The sequence below is a fragment of the Vibrio limimangrovi genome, from assembly GCF_054064025.1.
The window spans coordinates 524762-545566 of record NZ_JBSUGF010000008.1; the positions used below are offsets into that span (position 1 = coordinate 524762).

Consider the following 20805-nt stretch of genomic DNA (forward strand, 5'->3'; position numbering starts at 1 on the left):
ATCGTAAATAAAGCCCTATCTTAACCGCGATGCGATATTCATTAAAATTAGCCTCTAAAACAACCCCCTTTATATGCACTTTATTGGTGCCAGATAGATCTGCGTTGCATATAGGCTCTACAATTAATTAACAATTTGGTGCGCATTAATATAGTGCAATAAGGCTAATTTGGTGCGTAAATCGATAACTTAAAGCAATGATTTAATTATTTAATAAAGTAACTTTGTATTTATAAACAATGAGATAAATAACATTAGCGAGGTTGGGGATTTTTTGGAACGCTAATTGCTTTCCTACGCTCTTTACAAATTTGATTCACCATTTTGGTGATGGTTTATTTTACATTGCACAGGACAAGTGCGCGACACACTAACGGAGACAATCATAATGAGTGTAACTGCCGATCAGGTACATGGCGCTGTACAAACTCTAACACAAAGTTCCGATACTCTATTCTTATTGCTTGGTGCCATCATGGTATTTCTGATGCACTCTGGCTTCGCTTTTCTTGAAGTAGGGACCGTTCGCCAAAAGAACCAAGTTAACGCTCTGGTAAAAATCTTGGCCGACTTCGGTGTATCTGCTCTAGCTTATTTTTTTATTGGTTATTGGATTGCTTACGGTGGAACCTTCTTTGCAGACGCCCAAACGTTGTCTCAAGGTAACGGCTACGAACTCGTTAAGTTCTTTTTCTTACTGACGTTTGCTGCCGCTATTCCTGCCATTGTCTCAGGTGGTATCGCCGAGCGTGCTCGATTCTATCCGATCTTAATCGCCACATTCTTTACAGTAGGGGTCGTTTATCCACTATTTGAAGGGATTATTTGGAATGGCAATTTTGGTGTTCAAGAGTGGTTTGAAGCAAGCTTTGGTTTTGGCTTCCATGATTTTGCAGGCTCAGTGGTTGTACACGCTGTCGGCGGCTGGATTGCACTCGTTGCAGTTATTTTCTTAGGCATGCGTAAGGGGCGAATTCGTGCAGGTAAACATACCAACTTTGCCCCTTCAAATATCCCATTCTTAGCATTGGGTGCATGGATTCTATGTGTTGGCTGGTTTGGCTTTAACGTGATGTCAGCTCAAGCTATTAGTGGTATAAGCGGTCTGGTAGCAATGAACTCTTTAATGGCGATGGTAGGTGGCATTCTTGCCTCACTTATCGCAGGTAAAAATGACCCTGGCTTTATTCACAATGGTCCTTTAGCGGGTCTGGTTGCTGTATGTGCCGGTTCTGACCTTATGCATCCTATTGGCGCTCTTGTCACTGGTGCCATTGCTGGCGTGTTGTTTGTCTTCCTATTTACCCATCTACAAAATAAAACCAAAATTGATGATGTGTTAGGTGTTTGGCCACTGCATGGCATTTGTGGTGCATGGGGCGGTATTGCAGCCGGCATCTTCGGACAAACAGCCTTAGGTGGCTTGGGTGGTGTTAGTTTTGTTGTGCAGGTTATGGGAACAATCCTGGGGATCTCAATTGCAGTTTTGGGTGCACTGGCAGTTTACGGTGCGATTAACGCATTGACTGGCATAAGACTATCAGAAGAAGACGAGTTCAATGGTGCCGATCTGGCTATCCATAAAATCTCTTCGACTAATGAAGACTAACCAAAATGTAAAAGAGCGGCATTAAGCCGCTCTTTTAACAATTACCTTTTTTAGCCTGACCTGGAGGGCAGAAACCGCCATTGCTTCGATGTCTGTCATGATGATCATTGGTACCGACGCTCACTCTTACGTCATCAATTTCGCCTTCTACATTGGTCAGCTGACAACCTGCTAAAGTCGTAAGTAAGACAAGAGCCAGAGTTACGTGCCTCATTGCTTTTCCTCTCAAAATATAGTTTTAATAATGCCCATTACTACCATGGTCTAATCCATAATACTACAGCTGCTCGTGTTTCAGTGTTAAGCTAATGAAAAAGAACAACAAGGATCAGTTATGAATTTCCCATATAGAAATATTGTAGTACTTACTGGGGCAGGTATATCAGCGGAGTCCGGTATTCAGACATTTCGTGCTCAAGACGGTCTTTGGGAGAATCACCGCATTGAAGATGTGGCGACGCCAGAAGGATTTGCACGGGATCCAGACCTTGTTCAGGAGTTTTATAATCAACGCCGTAAAAAGCTGCAAAATCAGTCCATTCAACCGAACGCAGCCCATTTGGCTCTAGGCCGTCTAGAGGCGGAGCTGGACGGGAAAGTGACCGTTATCACGCAGAATATTGATAATCTGCACGAAAGAGGTGGCAGTCACAATGTTATTCATATGCACGGAGAACTACTAAAGGCACGTTGCAGTGAATCTAACCAAGTGATCGATCATGTCGATGACATTAAAACCGGAGAACTTTGTCACTGCTGCCAGATTCCTTCTCAGATGCGTCCTCATATTGTTTGGTTCGGTGAGATGCCTCTTCGAATGGGTGACATTTATGCCGCGCTTGAAGAAGCTGATTTGTTTATTTCCATTGGTACTTCTGGCGTGGTTTACCCAGCGGCTGGCTTTGTTCACGATGCCAAAATGCATGGTGCACACACAATAGAAATAAACCTGGAACCAAGCGCGATAGAGAGTGAGTTTGAAGAAAAGCGCTATGGTAAAGCGAGTGCAGAAGTGCCTAAGTTGGTTAACGAGATATTAGAGTTACAAAACCAAGCCCGAGTTTAAAAATCGCTCTGAAACTAAAAAGCGACCAATCGGTCGCTTTTTAGTTTATGTCATATCAATCCAACATGATCAATTGTTTACTTTAAGCTTTTGAAAGTACTCATCGTAAATCACGCTAGCGTCACCAACCTCATCTTGCCAGATACCACTGTCCATTACGGCCTGTGGAGGGAAGATACTTTGATCATTAACAAAATCTTTCGGTAGCAGATCGTATGCCGTCTTAACTGGAGTAGGGTATCCAATCTCCATTGCAATCTTAGCGGCATTCTCAGGACGAAGCAGGAAATCAATCATCTTATGTGCCGCTTCTACGTTTTTCGCCTCGGCAGGAATTGCTAAGCTATCCATCCAGAAGATAGTACCTTTTTCCGGCCAGATAATGTCGATTTTGGCACCTTCCTGACGAGCCATATAAGCAGAACCATTCCACAGCATGCCAAGAGAAACCTCTCCAGCTAAGTATGGATTTGCCGGGAAGTCCGAGTTAAATACCAACACGTTTGGCATCAGCTTTTGCAACTCTTCGTAAGCCGCCTTGATTTCGTCAGGATTGGTAGTATTCGGAGAGTAACCAAGTTTTGTTAATGCAATATGGAACACCTCGCGAGAGTCATCCATCAACATTAACTGACCTTCCCATTTGCTATCCCAGAAATCATCCCATTTGGTAACAGATGACTTATCAAGCATATCAGCATTAATACCAATGCCCGTCGCTCCCCAGATATAAGGAATCGAGAAGTTGTTGTTTGGGTCAAACGGTTTGTTTAAGAAGTTAGGATCAATATCAGCAAAGTGGGATAGCTTCGATTTGTCGATCTGCTGAAGCATGCCTTCTTTACGCATTTTAGATACGAAATAGGTAGACGGTACTACCAAATCGTAGCCAGAACCTTGAGTTTTTAGCTTAGCGTACATGCTTTCGTTGGACTCGTACGTTGAGTAAATCACCTTGATTCCGGTTTCTTTTGTAAAGTCTTCAAGAACGTCATTTGGAATGTATTCCGACCAGTTGTAGAAGTACAGTTCTTGATCAGCCGCTATTGCAGGAGTAGCGATCAACGTCGCTGCACATAGAACGCTTGCGTAGAATTTACTTTTCATTTGTTTTCCGTTTTGTTTAGCAATTGGACAAATAAACACCAGATGTGGCATTGAGTTGAGCCAAACTGCAAGAAGTACAATTCTGTTTATAAAATTCGGTCTGTTTAATGAATCCGGCTTCTCTCATTCCATAGAGATGAATCCAGCCGAGAGATATAAACGTAGCAAGGCATAAGTATATCAGCCAATTACAAAAATAGGCAGCGATTGCTGCCTATTTCACTTTTGGTTATTTGTCTATGACAAATTCGATTACTGACCAGCTTTTAGCTTAAGGAAGTAATCTTCGTATTTTACTGTCAGGTCGCCAACGGCATCTTGCCATTCAACACGGTCAAGATCTTCTTGTGAAGGGAACAGTGGTGCAACATCTTTAAACTTATCGTTAGATGCTTTAACCGCAGTTAGGTAACCAGTGTCACGAGAGATTTGCTCTGCGATTTCTGGTCGTAGCAAGAAGTCAATCATCTTATGTGCTGCTTCTACGTTTTTAGCGCCAGAAGAAATTGCGAAGTTGTCTACCCAGCCGATACCACCTTCTTTAGGGAATACCAGTTTCAGGTTCAGGCCTTCATTTTGGGCTGCTGCAGCACTACCGTTCCAAAGCATCCCAACACCGACTTCACCAGACAGGTAAGGTGCAGCTGGGTTGTCAGAGTTAAATACCAATACATTAGGCATTAGCTTTTGTAGCTCTGCATAGGCTTCGTCGATTTGTTTAGGATCGGTTGAGTTACCTGAGTAACCCAGTTTACGCAATGCGATATGGAATACTTCACGCGTATCATCCATTAGCATAATTTGACCTTTAAGCTCAGGTTTCCATAGGTCAGCCCAGCTTTGGAAGTCGTTTGGATCGTACATATCAGTGTTTACTGCAAGACCCGTAATCGCAACAACGTGAGGAATAGAGTAGTCATTCTTAGGATCGAAAGGCTTGTCCAGGTAGTTCTGATCAAGGTTACCGAAGTTCTTCAACTTAGACTTATCGATCTTTTGTAGCATACCTTCATCGCGCATTTTCGCTACGAAGTAAGTTGAAGGTACTACTAGGTCATAACCTTGGTTATGCGTTTTTAGCTTAGCGTACAAAGTTTCGTTCGACTCGTAAGTCGAGTAGATGACTTTGATACCAGTTTCTTTAGTAAATTGTTCCAGGAGATTACTGTTGATGTAAGGCCCCCAGTTCATAAATACCAATTCATTATCGTCCGCTGCCGCTGAACCAGAGAACAGAGAAAGCGCACATGCACTACCAGCTAATAAACTAGCCCATTTTTTCATTGACGTTAGCTCCAAACCAAACGTTGCCCAAATCATTTTGGACGGTAAATAGAAAAACAGAATGGCATGTTACCATTCTGTTTCGCGATGTTAACGGTACTGATTCTACTTCACTTTTTCTCTTGCAAGCAACTGAGAAATAACCACAAGAACCAAAGAAACAATCAACATAACCGTTGCCAGGGCGTTCACTTCCGGTGAAATGCCCACCTTAACCATTGAGTAAATCTTCAATGGTAAGATTTCATATGTCGGTCCCGTCACGAACGAGCTGATAATCACGTCGTCCAGTGACAGGGTAAAGCTTAGTAGCCAACCTGCGGCAACCGCTGGTTTAGCAAGGGGAAGGATGATCTTCTTCAATATCACCCACTCACTTGCACCCAAATCTTTTGCCGCTTCCAGCATTTTCACATCAAAGCCGTTTAGTCGGCTATAAACGGTTACCACAACGAAAGGTAAACAGAATGTGATATGCGCAATCAGCAATGTAAAGAAGCCAAGCTGAGCACCCAACACTAAGAATAAGGCTAACAACGAAATCGCCATCACGATGTCTGGTGACATCATCACGACAAACAGCATGCCATTAACCACACCTTTACCTTTAAAGGAGTAACGGAATAGGGCAACGGCCGTCAGACTACCAATAATAGTAGCAGCAGTTGCAGAAAATACTGCGACGTTTAGCGAGTGCCATGCAGCCTGTATTAGGCTGTCGTTGTTAACCAGCGTTTCGTACCACTTGGTGGTAAATCCACCCCATTTCATACCAAATTTATTGGCATTAAATGAGTTCACAATCAGCACGATAATTGGTAGATACAAAAATGTGTATACCAGTGCCATAAAGCTAAATCTAACTATGCGTCCCATTAGTCTAGCTCCACTTTCTTATTCAATAATTTGCCGGCTCTGTAGTAGGCGTATAGCATGATCGCCATCGCGATGGTAAGCGCGATACTGGTTGCTGCACCAAACGGCCAGTCACGTGCATTTAAGACCTGACTCTTAATAACGTTACCGATAAGTAGGTTCTTCGCACCACCCAGAAGGTCAGAGATGTAGAACATACCCAGAGCAGGTAGCAGAACCAACAAACAGCCGCCGATAATGCCAGGCATTGTCAAAGGCAATATCACCTTAGTGATTGTCTGAAACTTGTTGGCACCCAGGTCTTTCGCTGCTTCGATGTATGTGTTGTCCAGTTTCTCGATTGCCGAGTAAAGCGGCAGAATCATGAAAGGAAGCAAAATGTACACCAGACCAATCATGACCGCCGTTTCGGTATACATGAGTCGTAACGGTTTATCGATGATATCCATCGCCATGAGTGCTTGGTTCAGAATGCCTTGGGTACCGAGAACAATTTTCAGACCGTATGTACGGATCAAAGAGTTTGTCCAGAAGGGTACTATCACCAAAAAAAGCATGAACGGACGCCAATTTGCAGGCATCTTTGCTACAATGTACGCAAATGGGTAACCAATCACCAGACACAACAATGTCGCAACGATCGCCATATAGAACGAATGCATAAGTACTTTCGCATACAATGGATCTAACAGGCGAAAGTAGTTTTCAAATGTAAACGTCAGTTCAATTAAGTTGGCTTCATCGCGCGTTAAGAAACTCGTACCAATAATCATCAGGTTTGGTATTAACACAAACAGTGTTAGCCAACCGACAATCAGAGTAATGATGGCGTTCTGAAGATTAACTTTCTTGGTTATCATTGAGTACTACCTCCCAGCTCTCAACCCAAGTAATAGCGACTTTCTGGCCGAGTGAGTGGTCCACATCTGGATCATCTTCGTTAAAGAATTCGCTTACCATCACGCGCATGCCTGAATCAAGTTCGATTACAGAATCTAGCGTCATACCTTTATAGGTGCGCTCGGTAACATGACCAACAATGCCTTTTTCTTCAGATTCTTTGATCTCTTCGATACGTAAATCTTCAGGGCGGAGTAGTACTTGTAGCTTGTCTCCTGCTTGCGCTTCATTTTCGAAGTATACAACTGACTCAACACCTTCAATTTCTGCGCGGATACGCTTTTCATCAATACGTTCAAGCATATTGGCATTGAAAACGTTGATCTCGCCAATAAAGCGAGCAACAAATAGGTTCTTAGGTTCTTCGTAAATTTCTCGAGGAGAGCCATCTTGCTCAATCACCCCATCACGCATAACGATAATGCGATCTGACATTGATAGTGCTTCTTCCTGATCGTGTGTTACAAAGATAAAGGTAATTCCAAGTTGACGCTGTAACTGCTTCAACTCACTCTGCATTTGCTTACGTAATTTGTAATCGAGTGCAGAAAGCGACTCATCCAACAGCAATACTTTTGGTTTATTCACAACCGCACGAGCGATAGCAATACGTTGCTGTTGACCACCTGAAAGCTGATGTGGCTTACGCTGCGCCATTGAATCAAGGCGAACCATGCGTAGCGCTTCCATTACACGCGGCTCAATATCTGCGGCTGGCGTTTTCTGCATGCGCAGGCCAAAAGCAACATTATCGAACACGGTCATATGAGGAAATAGCGCGTAACTTTGAAATACAGTGTTAACGTGTCTTTGCTCAGCAGGAATCTGTGTAACGTCTTGGTTATCCAATATAATCTGGCCATTATCTGCCGATTCGAAGCCTGCAATCATGCGTAAAACGGTCGTTTTACCACACCCTGAAGGGCCCAGAATGGTAAGAAACTCACCATGATTTACATCCAGATTTAAATTGCTGATGATTTCCTTACCATCAAAACTTTTGCTAATACCAGTTAAACGAATGACTGGTTTTCCTGCTTGCTGTTTAGCGTTCAACGTCTGTATTTCTCCCACGTTCGAATTTGGGTTTACGCCTACTGATTTGACTTTAGTCAATTAGTGTTAGAGGGGGGCATCATAATCACCAATATTGTGAAATCAAAGCATTTTCTTACCCTGAAATTGAAAAAATTTCACAGGCAAAAGCAATCATTACTTACCATACTGTTTTTATAAGATAAATATAATTTAAGCCGCGTTTTATAAAGCTTACATCTCTGTAACAATTGTTTTCAATTTCAGGGCCTTGTGAGTGGTTAATTATCATCCAAATAGAAGATATTGCAAGATTCAAGAGTCAGTTATGATTTTAGACGCGGAAAGATTTCTTTATAATGACGGACACATTAATTGACTGGAATCCCAGTAAAAATTTCACAAGTTAATCTTGGACAATATATGAACAACGACTTTGAAGACGATTTCAACCTTGGAGGAAGTGTAGAGCGAGCGTTATCTGGCGCCTACGAACTGAAAGCCGGTGCCGTTTTTGGCGAAGCATGGCGAGCGACCATTCAACACTTTTTGTCCTTTTCTCCTGCAATTATCGTTTTGCTTTTGGTTCAGGCGGGCATTTTCTACATTGCATTGCAACTGCAATTGGGTGACTTAAGTGTCATTTGGGACGCGATACAAAACCCAGATTCTTTTTCCAACAACATTGTATCGGCTATTTACATCGCTAACTTCAGTTATGAGGTGATCAGCGCTCCGATTTACGCGGGCATCAGCTTAATGGCAATGAGCCACGTAGCGGGTCTAAAAACAAAACTTCGCCACGTTGGAAAAGGTCTACAGTTCACGGTACCTGTTATCTTAGCCACATTGGTGAGCTTGCTGCTTCAGGGCGTGGTCGGGATGCTTTTAGCTCCGTTGTCCCTATACCTATCTGTGGCTTTCAGTCACTCTATCTTGTTGATTTGTGAAAAACGTGTGCCGCCGATGCAATCTCTGTTGCTATCATTGCGTGCGGTGAACAAGAAAATCTTTGTTGTTGCAACACTTTATCTGGGTGTGATGTTAATGTTTGTCGTCGCGGCAATGTTCTATGGCATTGGCCTGATTTTTGTTCTGCCATTTTTCTTCCACGTGAAGGGCATACTTTACCGCGAAATGTTTGGCATCAAACTCAAGATCGTCGCGAGACAGAAAAATAATGACAACGATCACGATGGTAAGTCACAGGTATTTGATGCTTAAACCCTAAAATTCATGTACTAAAAATGGCGGCCCTACGAAGTCGCCATTTTTATATCTTTTCCAAATGGTCACCATTGGCCTTATCAGAAGCATTGGCTTTAATTCAAATCGAAAGGCAATCTGCGTGGGGAAGCTCTCGTTTTCTCTCATGATTAAGTCACTTAATAATGGAAAGGTGCTATAAGGAAGAACGGAACTGCTCGTATAACACAGAGCATGATCACCACCATAACGCAAACTAAAATAAATCTACGGTTCGAATGAAGAAATTAAGCCTAAGTATATTGGGTAGTGCAGCGCTAATGTTAGCTGCACCTGTGACGCACGCTCAAGAATACATGTTTACGTATTCCAAACTTTATACCCAGCTGAAAAACAATATTAAAGAAGGTCACGACGATGTAAAAGTTGGCGTCTTTTTTGTTAATGCAGACACAAAACGGCTGTGCGATATCGAAAAAGCCTGGATGGAGAAGGAGGAACACTACGAAGAGTTCGTCATTCCATCGTCTAAAGAGTTGCCATTACCAATCGACAATAACCTTAAGTCTGCAAACCCTTTGGTATTCGTACAGACACCTAAAGACACACGCTGTGATTACTCCCTGGTTGTTATGACTAAAGAAGCATTACAGGGTAACGTATCTTACGAACAGCTTGTTCCGTTGATGCCTCAAATGCAAAGTATGTTAGAAGATTTGGGTGGCATGTTTGCCAGTTGGTTCACGCCTGATGTTCAGGGTGTCACGATAGAGTTTGCAAACGAGCTTAATAGCACAATTTCTTTCTCTAACGGAACAGAAAAGCCGATTGTGAATGGCAAAGTACAAGTTGCGCTCAGCGAGATCGGCGAGGGCGGAACGATGAAACTCCCAGAGCCAACCATGCGAGTTCTGCCTTACCTTCCAAATGCGAAATAAGCCAAATCAACCTAATCTAAGAGCCGCGACAGCGGCTTTTGTCGTTTTAGGGAAAATATTTAATGGGATTTATCCATTCTCAATTAAGACAAACATTTAATCCTGCGTAAAAAGACCGTATAATCCACGCCCCATAGAAAACCACGTTAGGAAGTCCTACCGTCGATTTTATCGGCGATGTGAGAGCCCGCAATGAACCAGACAGATACAAGAAAAGAAACCCTTGAATTCAACAAACTTCAAAAGCGCTTAAGAAGACATGTTGGAAATGCCATTACTGAATACAACATGATCGAAGAAGGCGATGTTGTCATGGCATGCATAAGTGGTGGTAAAGATTCATTTGCGATGCTTGATATCCTGTTGAATCTTCAAAAGGCAGCACCGATTAAATTCGAAGTTGTGGCAGTAAACCTTGACCAGAAACAACCTGGATTTCCTGAACATATTCTTCCAGAGTATTTTGAAACGCTGAACATTCCTTACTACATCGTAGACAAGGATACTTACTCTGTTGTGAAAGAAAAGGTGCCAGAAGGCAAGACAACATGCGGTCTCTGTTCTCGTCTGCGCCGCGGTACGCTTTATTCGTTTGCTGAGAAGATAGGTGCAACCAAGCTGGCTCTCGGCCACCATATGGATGACATCGTTGAGACTATGTTCCTAAACATGTTCCACGGTTCTCGACTTAAAGCGATGCCGCCAAAGCTGCGCTCTGATGATGGTCGAAATGTTGTAATCCGTCCGCTGACTTACTGTCGTGAAAAAGATCTGATTAAATACGCAGAGCACAAGGATTTCCCGATCATTCCTTGTAACTTGTGCGGTTCTCAAGAAAACTTGCAACGTCAGGCTATTAAAGCGATGTTGATGGAGTGGGACAAAAAGACACCTGGACGAGTTGAAGCTATCTTTAAGTCGATCCAAAATGTAAGCCCAAGCCAATTAGCGGACAAAGCGTTGTTCGACTTCGTTAACCTTCCACTTGATCGTGAAGGTAACCGTGAAGAGTACGAATTCAACGAAGCTGTCGTTTCTTCCACGAACATTGATGAGTCGCTGTTTATTGATGTGACTAATATCTGATTTGTAGGGAAGAAAAAATAGACCTAGGTCCTAGAATTCTAGGGCCTAGGATCCTAGTTCTTACGTTGCGGTATTAGGGTCTAGCGGGCTAATGTAGCCTTTTGGTTTCAATGCTAAAACATCACAATTAATCTTATCAATCACATGCTCCGCTGTGTTACCAATGAAGACGGCAGAAAGACCCGTACGCCCAGTGGTGCCCAAAATAACCATTGCTGCACTTAAACGTTCTACTGCAGCAGGGATGACATCTTCAGGTAAACCTTGTTCAACGATGGTTTGTTCTTCATTCATACCATGTTTTTGACGCAGCGCTTTCATGGCTGTCAAATGGTGACCACGCACTGCATCTGTGTAAGTCGTTGGGTCAAACTCAGGTAACTCAATTGTGATATTCGCAGGAGTGACCGGGTATGCGTTAACAAGATATGGGTCAGCATCTAAGCGATTAGACATCTCTTGTAAGCGCTCAACCATAGCGTCGTTAAGATCGATATGTGTTGGGTTTTCTGATCCAATGTGTACAGAAGCCAGAATTTTAGCGTGCTCTGGCCAATTCGCATTTTTGATAAGAAGCACAGGAATAGGGCACTTACGTAGCAGGTGCCAATCTGTAGGTGTAAAAATCACAGACTCAAGAATATCGTGCTTACGAGTGCCTTTGATAAGAAGATCGTGATTGCCCGCAAACACTTCAGCAATAATTGCTTCGTAAGGGCGGTTATGCCATACCACACACACATCAAAGTCAAAGCTTTCGCTTAAGTATGGCTGAGCGATTTTACGCATCCACTGTTCACGCTGATGGATAACACCGCGTCGCATAGCATCTCTCTCATCCACCGATAGCATTGAAGTCATGTCATACGAGAAATCATAGATGGATAAAAAGAAAGTAATTCGGCTTCTGGATACACTTTTTTGAGCTAATTGAACCGCTCTTGCGAGTGCTGGTTGTTCATCACTATTGATGTTAGCAACAACTAGAATCTTACTGTATATACTCATAACTAAGCCCACTTATATTGCAAGACCAACTACTGAACATAAAGTAAATCAGTATATTGGAGTACTCACCGTACATTTTTAATGTAGCTTAGTTTGAAGGAGATTTTGAGGACTTTCGAAGGGATTTTGTAAGAAACATGATGTGGCTCAGCTTAAAGCCACATCAATTAATAGGGGAGCTTACTCTTTGGTTACGCCAGCCAGTTCCATCAGAGCATCGTGATCTAAGATAGTGATATATTTACCTTTCACACTCAATATCTCAGATTTCTGAAAACGGCCCAGTAGGCGACTGATTGTTTCGACTGTCAGGCCCAGGTAGTTACCGATATCGCCACGAGTCATGGTAAGGCGGAACTCTCTAGGGCTAAATCCACGTTGAGAGAATCGTGTCGATAGATTGAAAAGAAATGCAGCCAGACGTTCTTCAGCGTTCTTCTTAGATAGAAGTAGGATCATCTCCTGGTCACCTTTGATTTCATTGCTCATCAAACGCATAATTTGCTGACGCAGCTTCGGCATTTTACCAGATAGATCATCGAGAATTTCATATGGAATTTCACAAACCATCGAGGTCTCTAGCGCTTGCGCAAAACTAGGGTGGCAATCGCCAGTAATTGCATCAAAGCCAACAAGGTCGCCAGCTAAGTGAAATGCTGTGATTTGCTCATCACCCTGTTCAGTAATTGTATAGCTCTTAATGGTGCCAGAACGAATAGCATAAAGAGACCTAAGATCATCACCAGCCTTAAAAAGCTCCTGACCTTTTTGAATCGGCTTTTTACGCTCAATGATTTGATCTAACTGGTCAAGTTCAGACTCATTCAGAGTGAATGGGATACACAACTGACTAATGCTACAATCTTGGCAGTGAATCGCACAACCACCTGATTGAATACGCTTTGTTGCTGGTTTTTCAGAAATCATAACAACCTTTCACTATTTGATATACATCAATATTTTAGCACCGCTTAATCCTAAAGGGTAGCAAAAAAAATTGTGGGTATAGACTTTTGCGCTATATGAAACCCAGTAAGCGCAAGGCTCCCACCGCAGTATATCCACCGTAGCAAATCAGGATTAGCGCAGAGATGTTTCTAAATATTAATGATTTTTGCAGTTTCTGAAAATAGCTTGCGCCAAAACTAATAGCAAGCATTGAGGGGAGAGTCCCAACACCAAACGCGAGCATGATCAATCCGCCATTAACAGCACTACCCGAAACCGCAGACCAGGTTAACGCAGAATACACCAAGCCACATGGAAGCCATCCCCAGATAAAACCAAACGGTAAGGCGTGCACTGGACTTTTTAGCGGTAGCAGCCGCTTTCCGGCAGGAGAGATGAACTTCCAAACATATTGGCCAAGTTTCTCGACCGCGAGCAGTCCTTGCCACCATTTAGCAATATAAAGAGCGACTAAAATCATAAATATTGCTGCGACAAGACGTAACCACGCGAGTGAGTAATTTAACCCGCTCAATTCCGATAAACCTGAAATGGCCCCCCCCACCAGAGCTCCAATCAATATATAACCGGCCAATCGGCCAAAATTGTAAAACAAGGGGATAAGAGAAGAGGGTTTGGTTCGAGATGATCCGATAGAAAGCAAAGAAGCAATGCCACCGCACATCCCCATACAATGACCGGACCCAATGAGCCCGATCATCAATGCACCGATAAAGTCAGGATTCATAACGTAAAACTACGATTTTTTATTCTCAGACTGATCTTCTTCGTCCAGAAGGATGTTATGTCCCTGACGCTCCAGATCTTCAAATTGGTCACTTCTTACTGCCCAAAGAAAAATAGCGACAGCAACACAGACCAGAACGATGGCGATGGGAATTAAGATGTAAAGACTTTCCATGTTAGCTTTCTCTATTTATTTCTCTTTCAGCAATCTTAAAGAATTGGATACAACAATAATTGAGCTTGCAGACATGCCTACCACCGCAATGTATGGTGCAACCAGGCCAGCAACAGCCAGCGGTAAAATTAGCAGGTTGTAGCCCAATGACCAAGCCAAGTTTTCTCGGATGATCTTTCTCGTGCGAAGTGCAAGTTGACGAGCTTCAAGCAATTTTTCCAGATTGTCACCCAGTAGAGTCATATCAGCAGACGCTTTTGCCACATCTGTACCTCCGCCCATCGCAACCGAAAGATGAGCACCAGCAAGAGTAGGAGCGTCGTTAATACCATCACCAACCATCAAGGTGATGTCATCGCTGTCCAAGCTCTTAAGATACGCGAGTTTGTCTTCTGGTTTTGCAGAAGCGATCACATGGTCGATACCAATCTCATCCGCAACAGGTCGAGCATTTTGAAGGGAGTCGCCAGTAAGCAGAGTAGTCTTGATACCAGCTTCAGCAAAACGTTGGATGAAGGCCTGACTTTCTTTACGAATCGGGTCGCGATAATAGAATGTCGCGACATGTTCGCCATTTACAGAAAGATAAACAGCGTTACTTTCCTGAAGATTTTCCCCAACCACAAACAATGCGCTGCCGATCAGAACCGATTTACCATTCCACAAACCTTCGATACCAGAACCAATAACGTTTTTCACATTTGAAACCACGACATCTTCACTTGCATACCCTGAGAAGGAACGTGCGATTGGGTGGTTAGCATGAGCCTCAAGTGCCGCGGCAAGTGCAAGGCTTTCTGCTTCAGTAAGCGAACTGAAAACACTGGTACGACTGATTTCGATGTCACCTTTCGTCAACGTACCTGTTTTATCGACAACGAGGTGATTCACTTTGCAAAGCGTTTCGAAAACATGGCCTTTACGTAACAAAATACCAAAATTACCCATACGGGAAGTGGCACAAGTCAAAGCAGTTGGCGTTGCTAAAGATAGGGCACAAGGACACGTCGCGACTAATACTGACAACATTATCCAGAATGCGTCATCTGGCTTGGTCTGATGCCAGTAAAACCAGGTTCCCGCAGAGATAACAAGAATCACACCCACAAAATAACGCGCCACCACATCTGCGATTTCTGCGATTTTCGGCTTAGAATACTGAGCTTCGTCTTGTAAACGAATAATGTTTGAAATCATTGAATCAGCCTTGGAACTGGTCACTTCAAGCTCAAACGACTCATCGCCATTTAGCGTACCTGCATAAACCGCATCGCCTTCTTTTTTAACGACATGTACCGATTCACCCGTTAGCATTGATTCATCGATATGAATGCGGCCAGAAATCACTTTACCATCGGCTGGAATATGCTCACCGGGAAGAACGCGAATACGATCGCCAATTTTTAGCGTCTTAACCGGTATTTGATCTCCGTCGAGGGTTGTCGCAATCGCTGGAATCAGCTTAAGCAGGTTACCACTCGCGGCTGCCGCTTTACGACGCGCTCTCATCTCCAAGAAACGTCCGACAAGCAAGAAGAAGGTGAACATCGAGATCGATTCGAAGAACACCTCACCTTGTTCTGTAACAGTTGCAATTAAGCTAGCAATGTACGCAAAGATCAGAGCGATAGAGACAGGAACATCCATCCCCAATGTACGGCCTTTGATGCTTCTCAGCGCATTCAAATAGAAAGGAAGCGCAGAATAGAGCAAAACGGGCGTAGCAAATATCAAGCTAACCCAACGGAAATAGTTCTTAAACTCCGGCTCTAAATCACCAAAAACTTCAAGATATAAGGCCACAGCAAGCATCATTACCTGCATTGTTGCTAATCCAGCTATCCCCAATCGGTAAAGGTACTGCTTCATCATTCGATGGTAAGAAGCTTCTTGTGTATCTGCTTCAAATGGCGCGGCTTTGTAACCGAGTTTATGAATAACGGAAAGCAACTCACTCAATCGTACTTGGGTTTTATCCCAGGCTAACAACGCACGGTTAGTTGTCGTATTAACACGGATAGAAACCATACCTTTTGTGCCAGAGACCTGTTTTTCAATCAGCCAAGCACATGCAGCACAAGAAACACCTTCTAAAGAAAGCGTTACTTCCGAAATGTTCTCGCGACTACGCACAAACTCAGATTGCACGTCTTCGTTATCGTAATGTATGAGCGCTTGCAGTTGCTCTGGAACAAGTTCAGCTTTTTCAGCAGGGGCAGTTCGGTATTGGTAATATGAGACAAGGCCGCTATCTACAATAGTTTGAGCAACCGTTTGACAACCTGGGCAACACATTTCGCGGATTTCACCGAGTATCTCTACCTTAAAATCCGTGTTGGCTGGTACTTCTTCACCACAGTGGTAACAGGATTTACTCATCAGATTACTTCATCAAAACAGTGTCGGTGGAAGGAAATTCTACTTTCCCTTGAATCATCCACTTCTGGTCGTGTGGCTGAAGTTCAACAAACCAAGGTCCCATGATTTCATGGTCCAGCGTTAATCGGTAGTTTCCAGAAGCATCTGCGGTCACTAGTTTTGAAAAGTCGCGATCAGGAAGCGTACGGTGAGTGAAAGTGGCAGTCAAAGCCGGGTAGTGAGCTAATTCACCTTTGTTGAAATGAATGACAACCGTATTACTTTCAGAAGAAATATTAGCGTTAAGACTCAGGTCACGAGCAACATTCATTTTACTGATGTCGACGTTAATACCTTTACCTTTTTTATAGTAATCCTCAGCGACTAAAGAGACTGAGTTGTTCGAGAAGACAACTACTGTAACTATCGTCCAGGAAATAACAGTCAGTGGCAGAATGATCAGGAACCACGGCCAGAATTGTTTATACCAAGGCTTTACCATAAAAATGTTCTCAACAGCTAAATGAAAAAATAGGAGGCGTTAAATTTAAAGGAAAGACAGCCCCTATGAAAGGGGCTGTTATTGAGATGTTACTTATTCTCGGAGTTGCTTAAGCTCCAGACATATGATGCAACCAACTGGATCTTGTCTTCGCCCAGAATATCTTTCCAGGCAGGCATGACACCAGAACGGCCATTCATGACAGTTTCAGTAACCGCTGCACGTGAATCACCAAACAGCCAGTCTTGGTCAGTCAGGTCAGGAGCACCCACTGCTGGGTTACCTTTACCATCTGTACCGTGACACGCCGCACATACAACAAAGCGTGCTTTACCTGCAGCTGCTTCACGAGCATTAACTTTACGCCCAGAAAGGCTCAGCGCGTAGCTAACCACTTCTTGAACGCCTTCTTCACCAAGCGCATCTTTCCATGCTGGCATTTGACCTACACGACCATGCGTGATGGTAGTTACGATTGCTTGCGGTTCACCGCCATACAGCCATGCGTTATCAGTCAGGTTAGGGAACCCTAGCTGACCACGAGCATCAGAACCGTGACATTGTGAACAGTTTTGCAAGAACAAACGTTGACCAACTTTAAGTGCTTCAGGGTCGTTAGCAATTTCAGGAACAGGGCGTAAGCCGTTTTCGTTATGTGCTAGTTTGCGGAATGCTTCACCGAAGTAAGCATCTGCATCGTCCAACTCTTTAGCGTATTGGTTAAGTTGTTTGTTCGATTGTGCTGTCGCGATCGCGTCTTTTGACTCTTCAAGTGAGCGTACGGTTTGAGCCGAACTCTCCCAATTCAAGAAGCCTTTAAAGCTACCTAGACCTGGGAACAGAGCTAGATACACCGCAGAAAACACGAAAGTACTCACAAAAAGGTAAGTCCACCACTTAGGTAGCGGGTTGTTTAGCTCGCGAATACCATCGTACTCGTGGCCCATGTCAGCCCCTTCCTCGACGCCCATTTTATCTTTGGCGCACCAAGTCAGGAGGATTGCACAGCCTACTAGCGTACCGATAGTAATCACGATAATCCAGAGACTCCAGAATGTAGTCATTACTTCTTCACTCCTTGGTTATGTGGGGTCGCTTGTTCTTCGTCAGCAAAAACCAGGTAAGCATCTTCTTCGAAACGCGATTTACGCTTCTTACTAAATGCCCACCATACAATGCCGATAAAAGTGGCGAAGAGCACAACGGTATAAACACTATGAATAGTACCGAAATCCATACGTCCCCCTTACTTCATTGCATGACCAAGAGACTGAAGGTAAGCGATGATTGCATCCATCTCTGTTTTACCTTCTACTTCTTTAGTCGCATTCGCGATCTGTTCATCTGTATATGGAACACCGAACTGATCACGGAACAATTCAAGTTTCTTCTGTGTCAACTTACCGTCTAAGACGTTTTCCGCTAACCATGGGAAACCAGGCATGTTTGATTCCGGAACAAGTTCACGAGGATCCATTAGGTGAACACGGTGCCACTCGTCAGAATAACGACCACCTACACGAGCCAGATCTGGACCAGTACGTTTAGAACCCCAAAGGAATGGATGTTCCCAAACGCTTTCACCGGCAACAGAGTAGTGACCGTAACGTTCAGTTTCTGAACGGAAAGGACGAACCATCTGACTGTGACAAACGCTACAGCCTTCACGGATGTATAGATCACGACCTTCCAATTCAAGAGGTGTGTAAGCGCGTAGGTTTTCTACAGGCTCAGTAGTTTGTTTCTGGAATATCAGAGGCGTGATCTCAACAAGAGCACCCCAACTGATAGCAAAAACGATAAAAATAGCCAACAAACCGACATTACGTTCTAAGAATTCATGGCGATTATTAGAATTATTACTCATTCTTTAAATCTCCTTATGCCGGATGTGGGATAGCCTTGAGGCTCTCTTTTGGCGCAGTAACCGTTTTGTACGTGTTGTATGCCATTAGAAGCATGCCTGATAGGAAAGTTAAACCACCTATAAAACGCACAAAGTAGAATGGATATGATGCTTCCACAGACTCAACAAAGCTGTAAGTCAGTGTACCGTCAGAGTTAACCGCACGCCACATCAGGCCTTGCATTACGCCAGAGATCCACATCGCTACGATGTATAGAACGGTACCGATTGTCGCTAACCAGAAATGCACGTTAACCAAACCGACAGAGTACATACGCTCTTGACCAAACAGGCGAGGTACCAAGTGGTATACCGAACCGATAGAAACCATAGCAACCCAACCTAAAGCACCAGAGTGAACGTGACCAATGGTCCAGTCGGTGTAGTGGGAAAGCGCGTTGACTGTCTTAATTGCCATCATTGGACCTTCGAAGGTAGACATACCGTAGAACGACAATGAAACAATTAGGAAACGTAGGATAGGGTCATAACGAAGCTTATGCCAAGCACCAGACAACGTCATAATACCGTTGATCATACCACCCCAAGATGGAGCAAATAGAACCAATGACATCACCATACCCAGAGACTGAGTCCAGTCAGGCAGAGCAGTATAGTGAAGATGGTGAGGACCAGCCCAGATATATAGCGAGATCAAAGCCCAGAAGTGAACGATAGATAAACGGTAAGAGTAAACAGGACGTTCAGCTTGTTTAGGGACAAAGTAGTACATCATACCCAGGAAACCAGCGGTCAGTAGGAAACCTACCGCATTGTGCCCGTACCACCATTGAACCATTGCATCCACTGCTCCAGAATAAATCGAGTACGATTTAGTCAAGGAAACAGGGACAGCCATACTGTTCACGATGTGAAGTACTGCTACGGTGATGATAAACGCACCAAAGAACCAGTTCGCCACATAAATGTGGGAGGTCTTGCGTTTTACCAATGTTCCGAAGAACACCACTGCGTACGAAACCCATACAATCGCAATCGCGATATCAATAGGCCATTCCAGCTCAGCGTACTCTTTAGAGGTGGTGATCCCCTGTGGTAGAGTAATTGCTGCGGCTAGGATAATTGCTTGCCATCCCCAAAAGGTGAAGGCTACGAGTGGGCCACCAAAAAGACGTGTTTGACAAGTACGCTGAACAACATAATAAGATGTTGCGAACAGGGCACTAGTACCAAACGCAAAAATTACCGCATTAGTATGCAGCGGACGTAAACGACTGTACGTCAACCACGGCGTATCAAAGTTTAGCTGTGGCCAAACTAATTGAGCGGCAATCAAAACACCAACAGCCATACCAACTATGCCCCATAAAATGGTCACAAGGGTAAATTGGCGAACGACTGTATAGTTGTAGTTTTGTTCAAGCTGCTTTACTTGGCTCATTATGCATGCTTCCAATTTCTAATTAACTACACTTTACTTCCAACACGACTTGCGTCGTAACACCACCCAAGTAAACTCTAGAACTCAAGTGTTATCATCACTTTATTTCTATTGCTGACTTTAATAAAAAGTGGCATTTTCAGCTCGACACTATACTTGAATTAACAATTCAATGACAGGGTAGTAACCTTATTGAAGCTCGGGAAAACATTTTTTATTTAAAAAGTTTGAAGTTTGTAACAAGGATATTGGTAATTATGCCGGCACAAAAGTTAACAAAGGCACGACTCGCACAAATATTAATCATGCTCAGTATTTTAGTTGGTGCATTTTTCTGGCGTACCTTTACATACGAGACACCTGATAGCGTTGATTGCTCACAAAAAGAACGATGCGATTTAACAATATCTGGGGAGAAAATCTCAATTAATCGTAATTCGATGGGAATATCGTTCGAAACCCCAAAAAGTAGCAGTCTGAAAATTGATCCAGATCAATCGGGTGTGTTTAAAGATGTGCGGAAATTTAATCAAATCATCGAATGGGAATCTATTTCACCGGCCCAAATGATTACACTCAAAATAGAACAAAATATTGTCGTAGTGCATTTATAAATAAGAAATGACACGCGATAATCGAAACTTCTTAAAGA

The 20805-nt window shown here is 43.5% G+C and carries 22 protein-coding genes; 6 read left to right on the forward strand and 16 right to left on the reverse strand.

What is annotated here, in order from left to right:
- Positions 1-388 precede the first annotated feature (388 nt).
- Positions 389-1609: an ammonium transporter gene (locus ACWYU8_RS13155; RefSeq protein WP_457520091.1), complete on the forward strand. Its 1221-nt coding sequence runs from the start codon at positions 389-391 to the stop codon at positions 1607-1609.
- Positions 1610-1643: 34 nt separating this feature from the next.
- Here the strand turns inward: ACWYU8_RS13155 and ACWYU8_RS13160 are convergent, their stop codons facing one another.
- Positions 1644-1823, reverse strand: a complete 180-nt coding sequence (locus tag ACWYU8_RS13160) for a lipoprotein (protein WP_457520093.1) — start codon at positions 1821-1823, stop codon at positions 1644-1646.
- 120 nt (positions 1824-1943) lie between these two features.
- Here ACWYU8_RS13160 and cobB point away from each other — a divergent pair, with 120 nt between their 5' ends.
- Positions 1944-2675 (forward strand): Sir2 family NAD+-dependent deacetylase, encoded by a 732-nt coding sequence (cobB, locus tag ACWYU8_RS13165; protein ID WP_457520095.1) that lies wholly within the window; start codon positions 1944-1946, stop codon positions 2673-2675.
- Between the two features lie 69 nt (positions 2676-2744).
- Here the strand turns inward: cobB and ACWYU8_RS13170 are convergent, their stop codons facing one another.
- From ACWYU8_RS13170 to potA, 5 genes are all read right to left on the reverse strand, one after another.
- On the reverse strand, positions 2745-3782 hold the full coding sequence (locus tag ACWYU8_RS13170; protein ID WP_457520097.1) for an extracellular solute-binding protein: 1038 nt from the start codon (positions 3780-3782) through the stop codon (positions 2745-2747).
- A 252-nt stretch (positions 3783-4034) separates the two neighbouring features.
- A complete protein-coding gene (locus tag ACWYU8_RS13175; RefSeq protein ID WP_457520098.1) occupies positions 4035-5066 on the reverse strand; it encodes an extracellular solute-binding protein in 1032 nt (343 codons plus the stop codon).
- A 105-nt stretch (positions 5067-5171) separates the two neighbouring features.
- The gene (gene potC / locus ACWYU8_RS13180; RefSeq protein WP_457520100.1) at positions 5172-5942 is read right to left on the reverse strand and encodes a spermidine/putrescine ABC transporter permease PotC; all 771 of its coding nucleotides are present in this window, start codon (positions 5940-5942) and stop codon (positions 5172-5174) included.
- Positions 5942-6802: a spermidine/putrescine ABC transporter permease PotB gene (gene potB, locus ACWYU8_RS13185; RefSeq protein WP_457520102.1), complete on the reverse strand. Its 861-nt coding sequence runs from the start codon at positions 6800-6802 to the stop codon at positions 5942-5944. Before potB ends, potC begins: the two co-directional genes overlap by 1 nt.
- Positions 6783-7916, reverse strand: a complete 1134-nt coding sequence (gene potA, locus ACWYU8_RS13190) for a spermidine/putrescine ABC transporter ATP-binding protein PotA (RefSeq protein ID WP_457520195.1) — start codon at positions 7914-7916, stop codon at positions 6783-6785. Before potA ends, potB begins: the two co-directional genes overlap by 20 nt.
- A 384-nt stretch (positions 7917-8300) precedes the next feature.
- Here potA and ACWYU8_RS13195 point away from each other — a divergent pair, with 384 nt between their 5' ends.
- The 3 genes from ACWYU8_RS13195 (at position 8301) to ttcA (ending at position 11107) form a co-directional block, all read left to right on the forward strand.
- Complete coding sequence (locus ACWYU8_RS13195; RefSeq protein WP_457520104.1) at positions 8301-9101, forward strand: hypothetical protein; 801 nt, start codon at positions 8301-8303, stop codon at positions 9099-9101.
- Positions 9102-9361: 260 nt separating this feature from the next.
- On the forward strand, positions 9362-10021 hold the full coding sequence (locus ACWYU8_RS13200) for a DUF2987 domain-containing protein (protein ID WP_457520106.1): 660 nt from the start codon (positions 9362-9364) through the stop codon (positions 10019-10021).
- A 192-nt stretch (positions 10022-10213) separates the two neighbouring features.
- Positions 10214-11107 (forward strand): tRNA 2-thiocytidine(32) synthetase TtcA, encoded by an 894-nt coding sequence (gene ttcA, locus ACWYU8_RS13205; protein ID WP_457520108.1) that lies wholly within the window; start codon positions 10214-10216, stop codon positions 11105-11107.
- A 60-nt stretch (positions 11108-11167) separates the two neighbouring features.
- Here ttcA and uspE read toward each other — a convergent pair whose 3' ends face one another.
- The 10 genes from uspE to ccoN form a co-directional block, all read right to left on the reverse strand.
- Positions 11168-12115, reverse strand: coding sequence for a universal stress protein UspE (uspE, locus tag ACWYU8_RS13210; protein ID WP_457520110.1), 948 nt, complete (start codon positions 12113-12115; stop codon positions 11168-11170).
- Positions 12116-12295: 180 nt separating this feature from the next.
- On the reverse strand, positions 12296-13042 hold the full coding sequence (locus tag ACWYU8_RS13215; protein ID WP_457520112.1) for an FNR family transcription factor: 747 nt from the start codon (positions 13040-13042) through the stop codon (positions 12296-12298).
- Between the two features lie 91 nt (positions 13043-13133).
- Positions 13134-13811, reverse strand: a complete 678-nt coding sequence (locus ACWYU8_RS13220; RefSeq protein ID WP_457520114.1) for a sulfite exporter TauE/SafE family protein — start codon at positions 13809-13811, stop codon at positions 13134-13136.
- A gap of 9 nt (positions 13812-13820) precedes the next feature.
- Positions 13821-13985, reverse strand: coding sequence for a cbb3-type cytochrome oxidase assembly protein CcoS (ccoS, locus tag ACWYU8_RS13225; RefSeq protein ID WP_457520116.1), 165 nt, complete (start codon positions 13983-13985; stop codon positions 13821-13823).
- A gap of 15 nt (positions 13986-14000) precedes the next feature.
- Positions 14001-16364: a heavy metal translocating P-type ATPase gene (locus tag ACWYU8_RS13230; RefSeq protein ID WP_457520118.1), complete on the reverse strand. Its 2364-nt coding sequence runs from the start codon at positions 16362-16364 to the stop codon at positions 14001-14003.
- Positions 16365-16368: 4 nt separating this feature from the next.
- The gene (locus ACWYU8_RS13235; RefSeq protein ID WP_457520120.1) at positions 16369-16845 is read right to left on the reverse strand and encodes a FixH family protein; all 477 of its coding nucleotides are present in this window, start codon (positions 16843-16845) and stop codon (positions 16369-16371) included.
- Between the two features lie 89 nt (positions 16846-16934).
- Positions 16935-17909, reverse strand: coding sequence for a cytochrome-c oxidase, cbb3-type subunit III (gene ccoP / locus ACWYU8_RS13240; protein WP_457520122.1), 975 nt, complete (start codon positions 17907-17909; stop codon positions 16935-16937).
- On the reverse strand, positions 17909-18082 hold the full coding sequence (locus ACWYU8_RS13245; protein WP_457520123.1) for a cbb3-type cytochrome oxidase subunit 3: 174 nt from the start codon (positions 18080-18082) through the stop codon (positions 17909-17911). The genes ccoP and ACWYU8_RS13245 overlap by 1 nt, the downstream gene beginning before the upstream one ends.
- Before the next feature lie 9 nt (positions 18083-18091).
- Complete coding sequence (gene ccoO, locus ACWYU8_RS13250) at positions 18092-18712, reverse strand: cytochrome-c oxidase, cbb3-type subunit II (RefSeq protein ID WP_457520124.1); 621 nt, start codon at positions 18710-18712, stop codon at positions 18092-18094.
- A 13-nt stretch (positions 18713-18725) separates the two neighbouring features.
- Positions 18726-20153 carry a cytochrome-c oxidase, cbb3-type subunit I gene (gene ccoN, locus ACWYU8_RS13255; protein WP_457520125.1) on the reverse strand — a complete coding sequence of 476 codons (1428 nt, stop codon included), beginning with the start codon at positions 20151-20153 and terminating at the stop codon, positions 18726-18728.
- 257 nt (positions 20154-20410) lie between these two features.
- On the opposite strand from ccoN, the gene ACWYU8_RS13260 reads away from it, so the two are divergent.
- Positions 20411-20767 carry a hypothetical protein gene (locus ACWYU8_RS13260; RefSeq protein ID WP_457520126.1) on the forward strand — a complete coding sequence of 119 codons (357 nt, stop codon included), beginning with the start codon at positions 20411-20413 and terminating at the stop codon, positions 20765-20767.
- The last annotated feature ends 38 nt before the right edge of the window (positions 20768-20805 follow it).

What these genes read in the sequence shown, in the direction of transcription:
- ccoO (WP_457520124.1), bottom strand. Translation starts at nt 18,712, where the DNA reads ATGAGTAATAATTCTAATAATCGCCATGAATTCTTAGAACGTAATGTC.
- ACWYU8_RS13235 (WP_457520120.1), bottom strand. Translation starts at nt 16,845, where the DNA reads ATGGTAAAGCCTTGGTATAAACAATTCTGGCCGTGGTTCCTGATCATT.
- ACWYU8_RS13170 (WP_457520097.1), bottom strand. Translation starts at nt 3,782, where the DNA reads ATGAAAAGTAAATTCTACGCAAGCGTTCTATGTGCAGCGACGTTGATC.
- ACWYU8_RS13260 (WP_457520126.1), top strand. Translation starts at nt 20,411, where the DNA reads ATGCCGGCACAAAAGTTAACAAAGGCACGACTCGCACAAATATTAATC.
- ACWYU8_RS13195 (WP_457520104.1), top strand. Translation starts at nt 8,301, where the DNA reads ATGAACAACGACTTTGAAGACGATTTCAACCTTGGAGGAAGTGTAGAG.
- ACWYU8_RS13230 (WP_457520118.1), bottom strand. Translation starts at nt 16,364, where the DNA reads ATGAGTAAATCCTGTTACCACTGTGGTGAAGAAGTACCAGCCAACACG.
- ACWYU8_RS13200 (WP_457520106.1), top strand. Translation starts at nt 9,362, where the DNA reads ATGAAGAAATTAAGCCTAAGTATATTGGGTAGTGCAGCGCTAATGTTA.
- ACWYU8_RS13220 (WP_457520114.1), bottom strand. Translation starts at nt 13,811, where the DNA reads ATGAATCCTGACTTTATCGGTGCATTGATGATCGGGCTCATTGGGTCC.
- ACWYU8_RS13160 (WP_457520093.1), bottom strand. Translation starts at nt 1,823, where the DNA reads ATGAGGCACGTAACTCTGGCTCTTGTCTTACTTACGACTTTAGCAGGT.
- ccoP (WP_457520122.1), bottom strand. Translation starts at nt 17,909, where the DNA reads ATGACTACATTCTGGAGTCTCTGGATTATCGTGATTACTATCGGTACG.
- ACWYU8_RS13175 (WP_457520098.1), bottom strand. Translation starts at nt 5,066, where the DNA reads ATGAAAAAATGGGCTAGTTTATTAGCTGGTAGTGCATGTGCGCTTTCT.
- uspE (WP_457520110.1), bottom strand. Translation starts at nt 12,115, where the DNA reads ATGAGTATATACAGTAAGATTCTAGTTGTTGCTAACATCAATAGTGAT.
- cobB (WP_457520095.1), top strand. Translation starts at nt 1,944, where the DNA reads ATGAATTTCCCATATAGAAATATTGTAGTACTTACTGGGGCAGGTATA.
- potB (WP_457520102.1), bottom strand. Translation starts at nt 6,802, where the DNA reads ATGATAACCAAGAAAGTTAATCTTCAGAACGCCATCATTACTCTGATT.
- potC (WP_457520100.1), bottom strand. Translation starts at nt 5,942, where the DNA reads ATGGGACGCATAGTTAGATTTAGCTTTATGGCACTGGTATACACATTT.
- ACWYU8_RS13155 (WP_457520091.1), top strand. Translation starts at nt 389, where the DNA reads ATGAGTGTAACTGCCGATCAGGTACATGGCGCTGTACAAACTCTAACA.
- ccoS (WP_457520116.1), bottom strand. Translation starts at nt 13,985, where the DNA reads ATGGAAAGTCTTTACATCTTAATTCCCATCGCCATCGTTCTGGTCTGT.
- ACWYU8_RS13215 (WP_457520112.1), bottom strand. Translation starts at nt 13,042, where the DNA reads ATGATTTCTGAAAAACCAGCAACAAAGCGTATTCAATCAGGTGGTTGT.
- ccoN (WP_457520125.1), bottom strand. Translation starts at nt 20,153, where the DNA reads ATGAGCCAAGTAAAGCAGCTTGAACAAAACTACAACTATACAGTCGTT.
- ACWYU8_RS13245 (WP_457520123.1), bottom strand. Translation starts at nt 18,082, where the DNA reads ATGGATTTCGGTACTATTCATAGTGTTTATACCGTTGTGCTCTTCGCC.
- ttcA (WP_457520108.1), top strand. Translation starts at nt 10,214, where the DNA reads ATGAACCAGACAGATACAAGAAAAGAAACCCTTGAATTCAACAAACTT.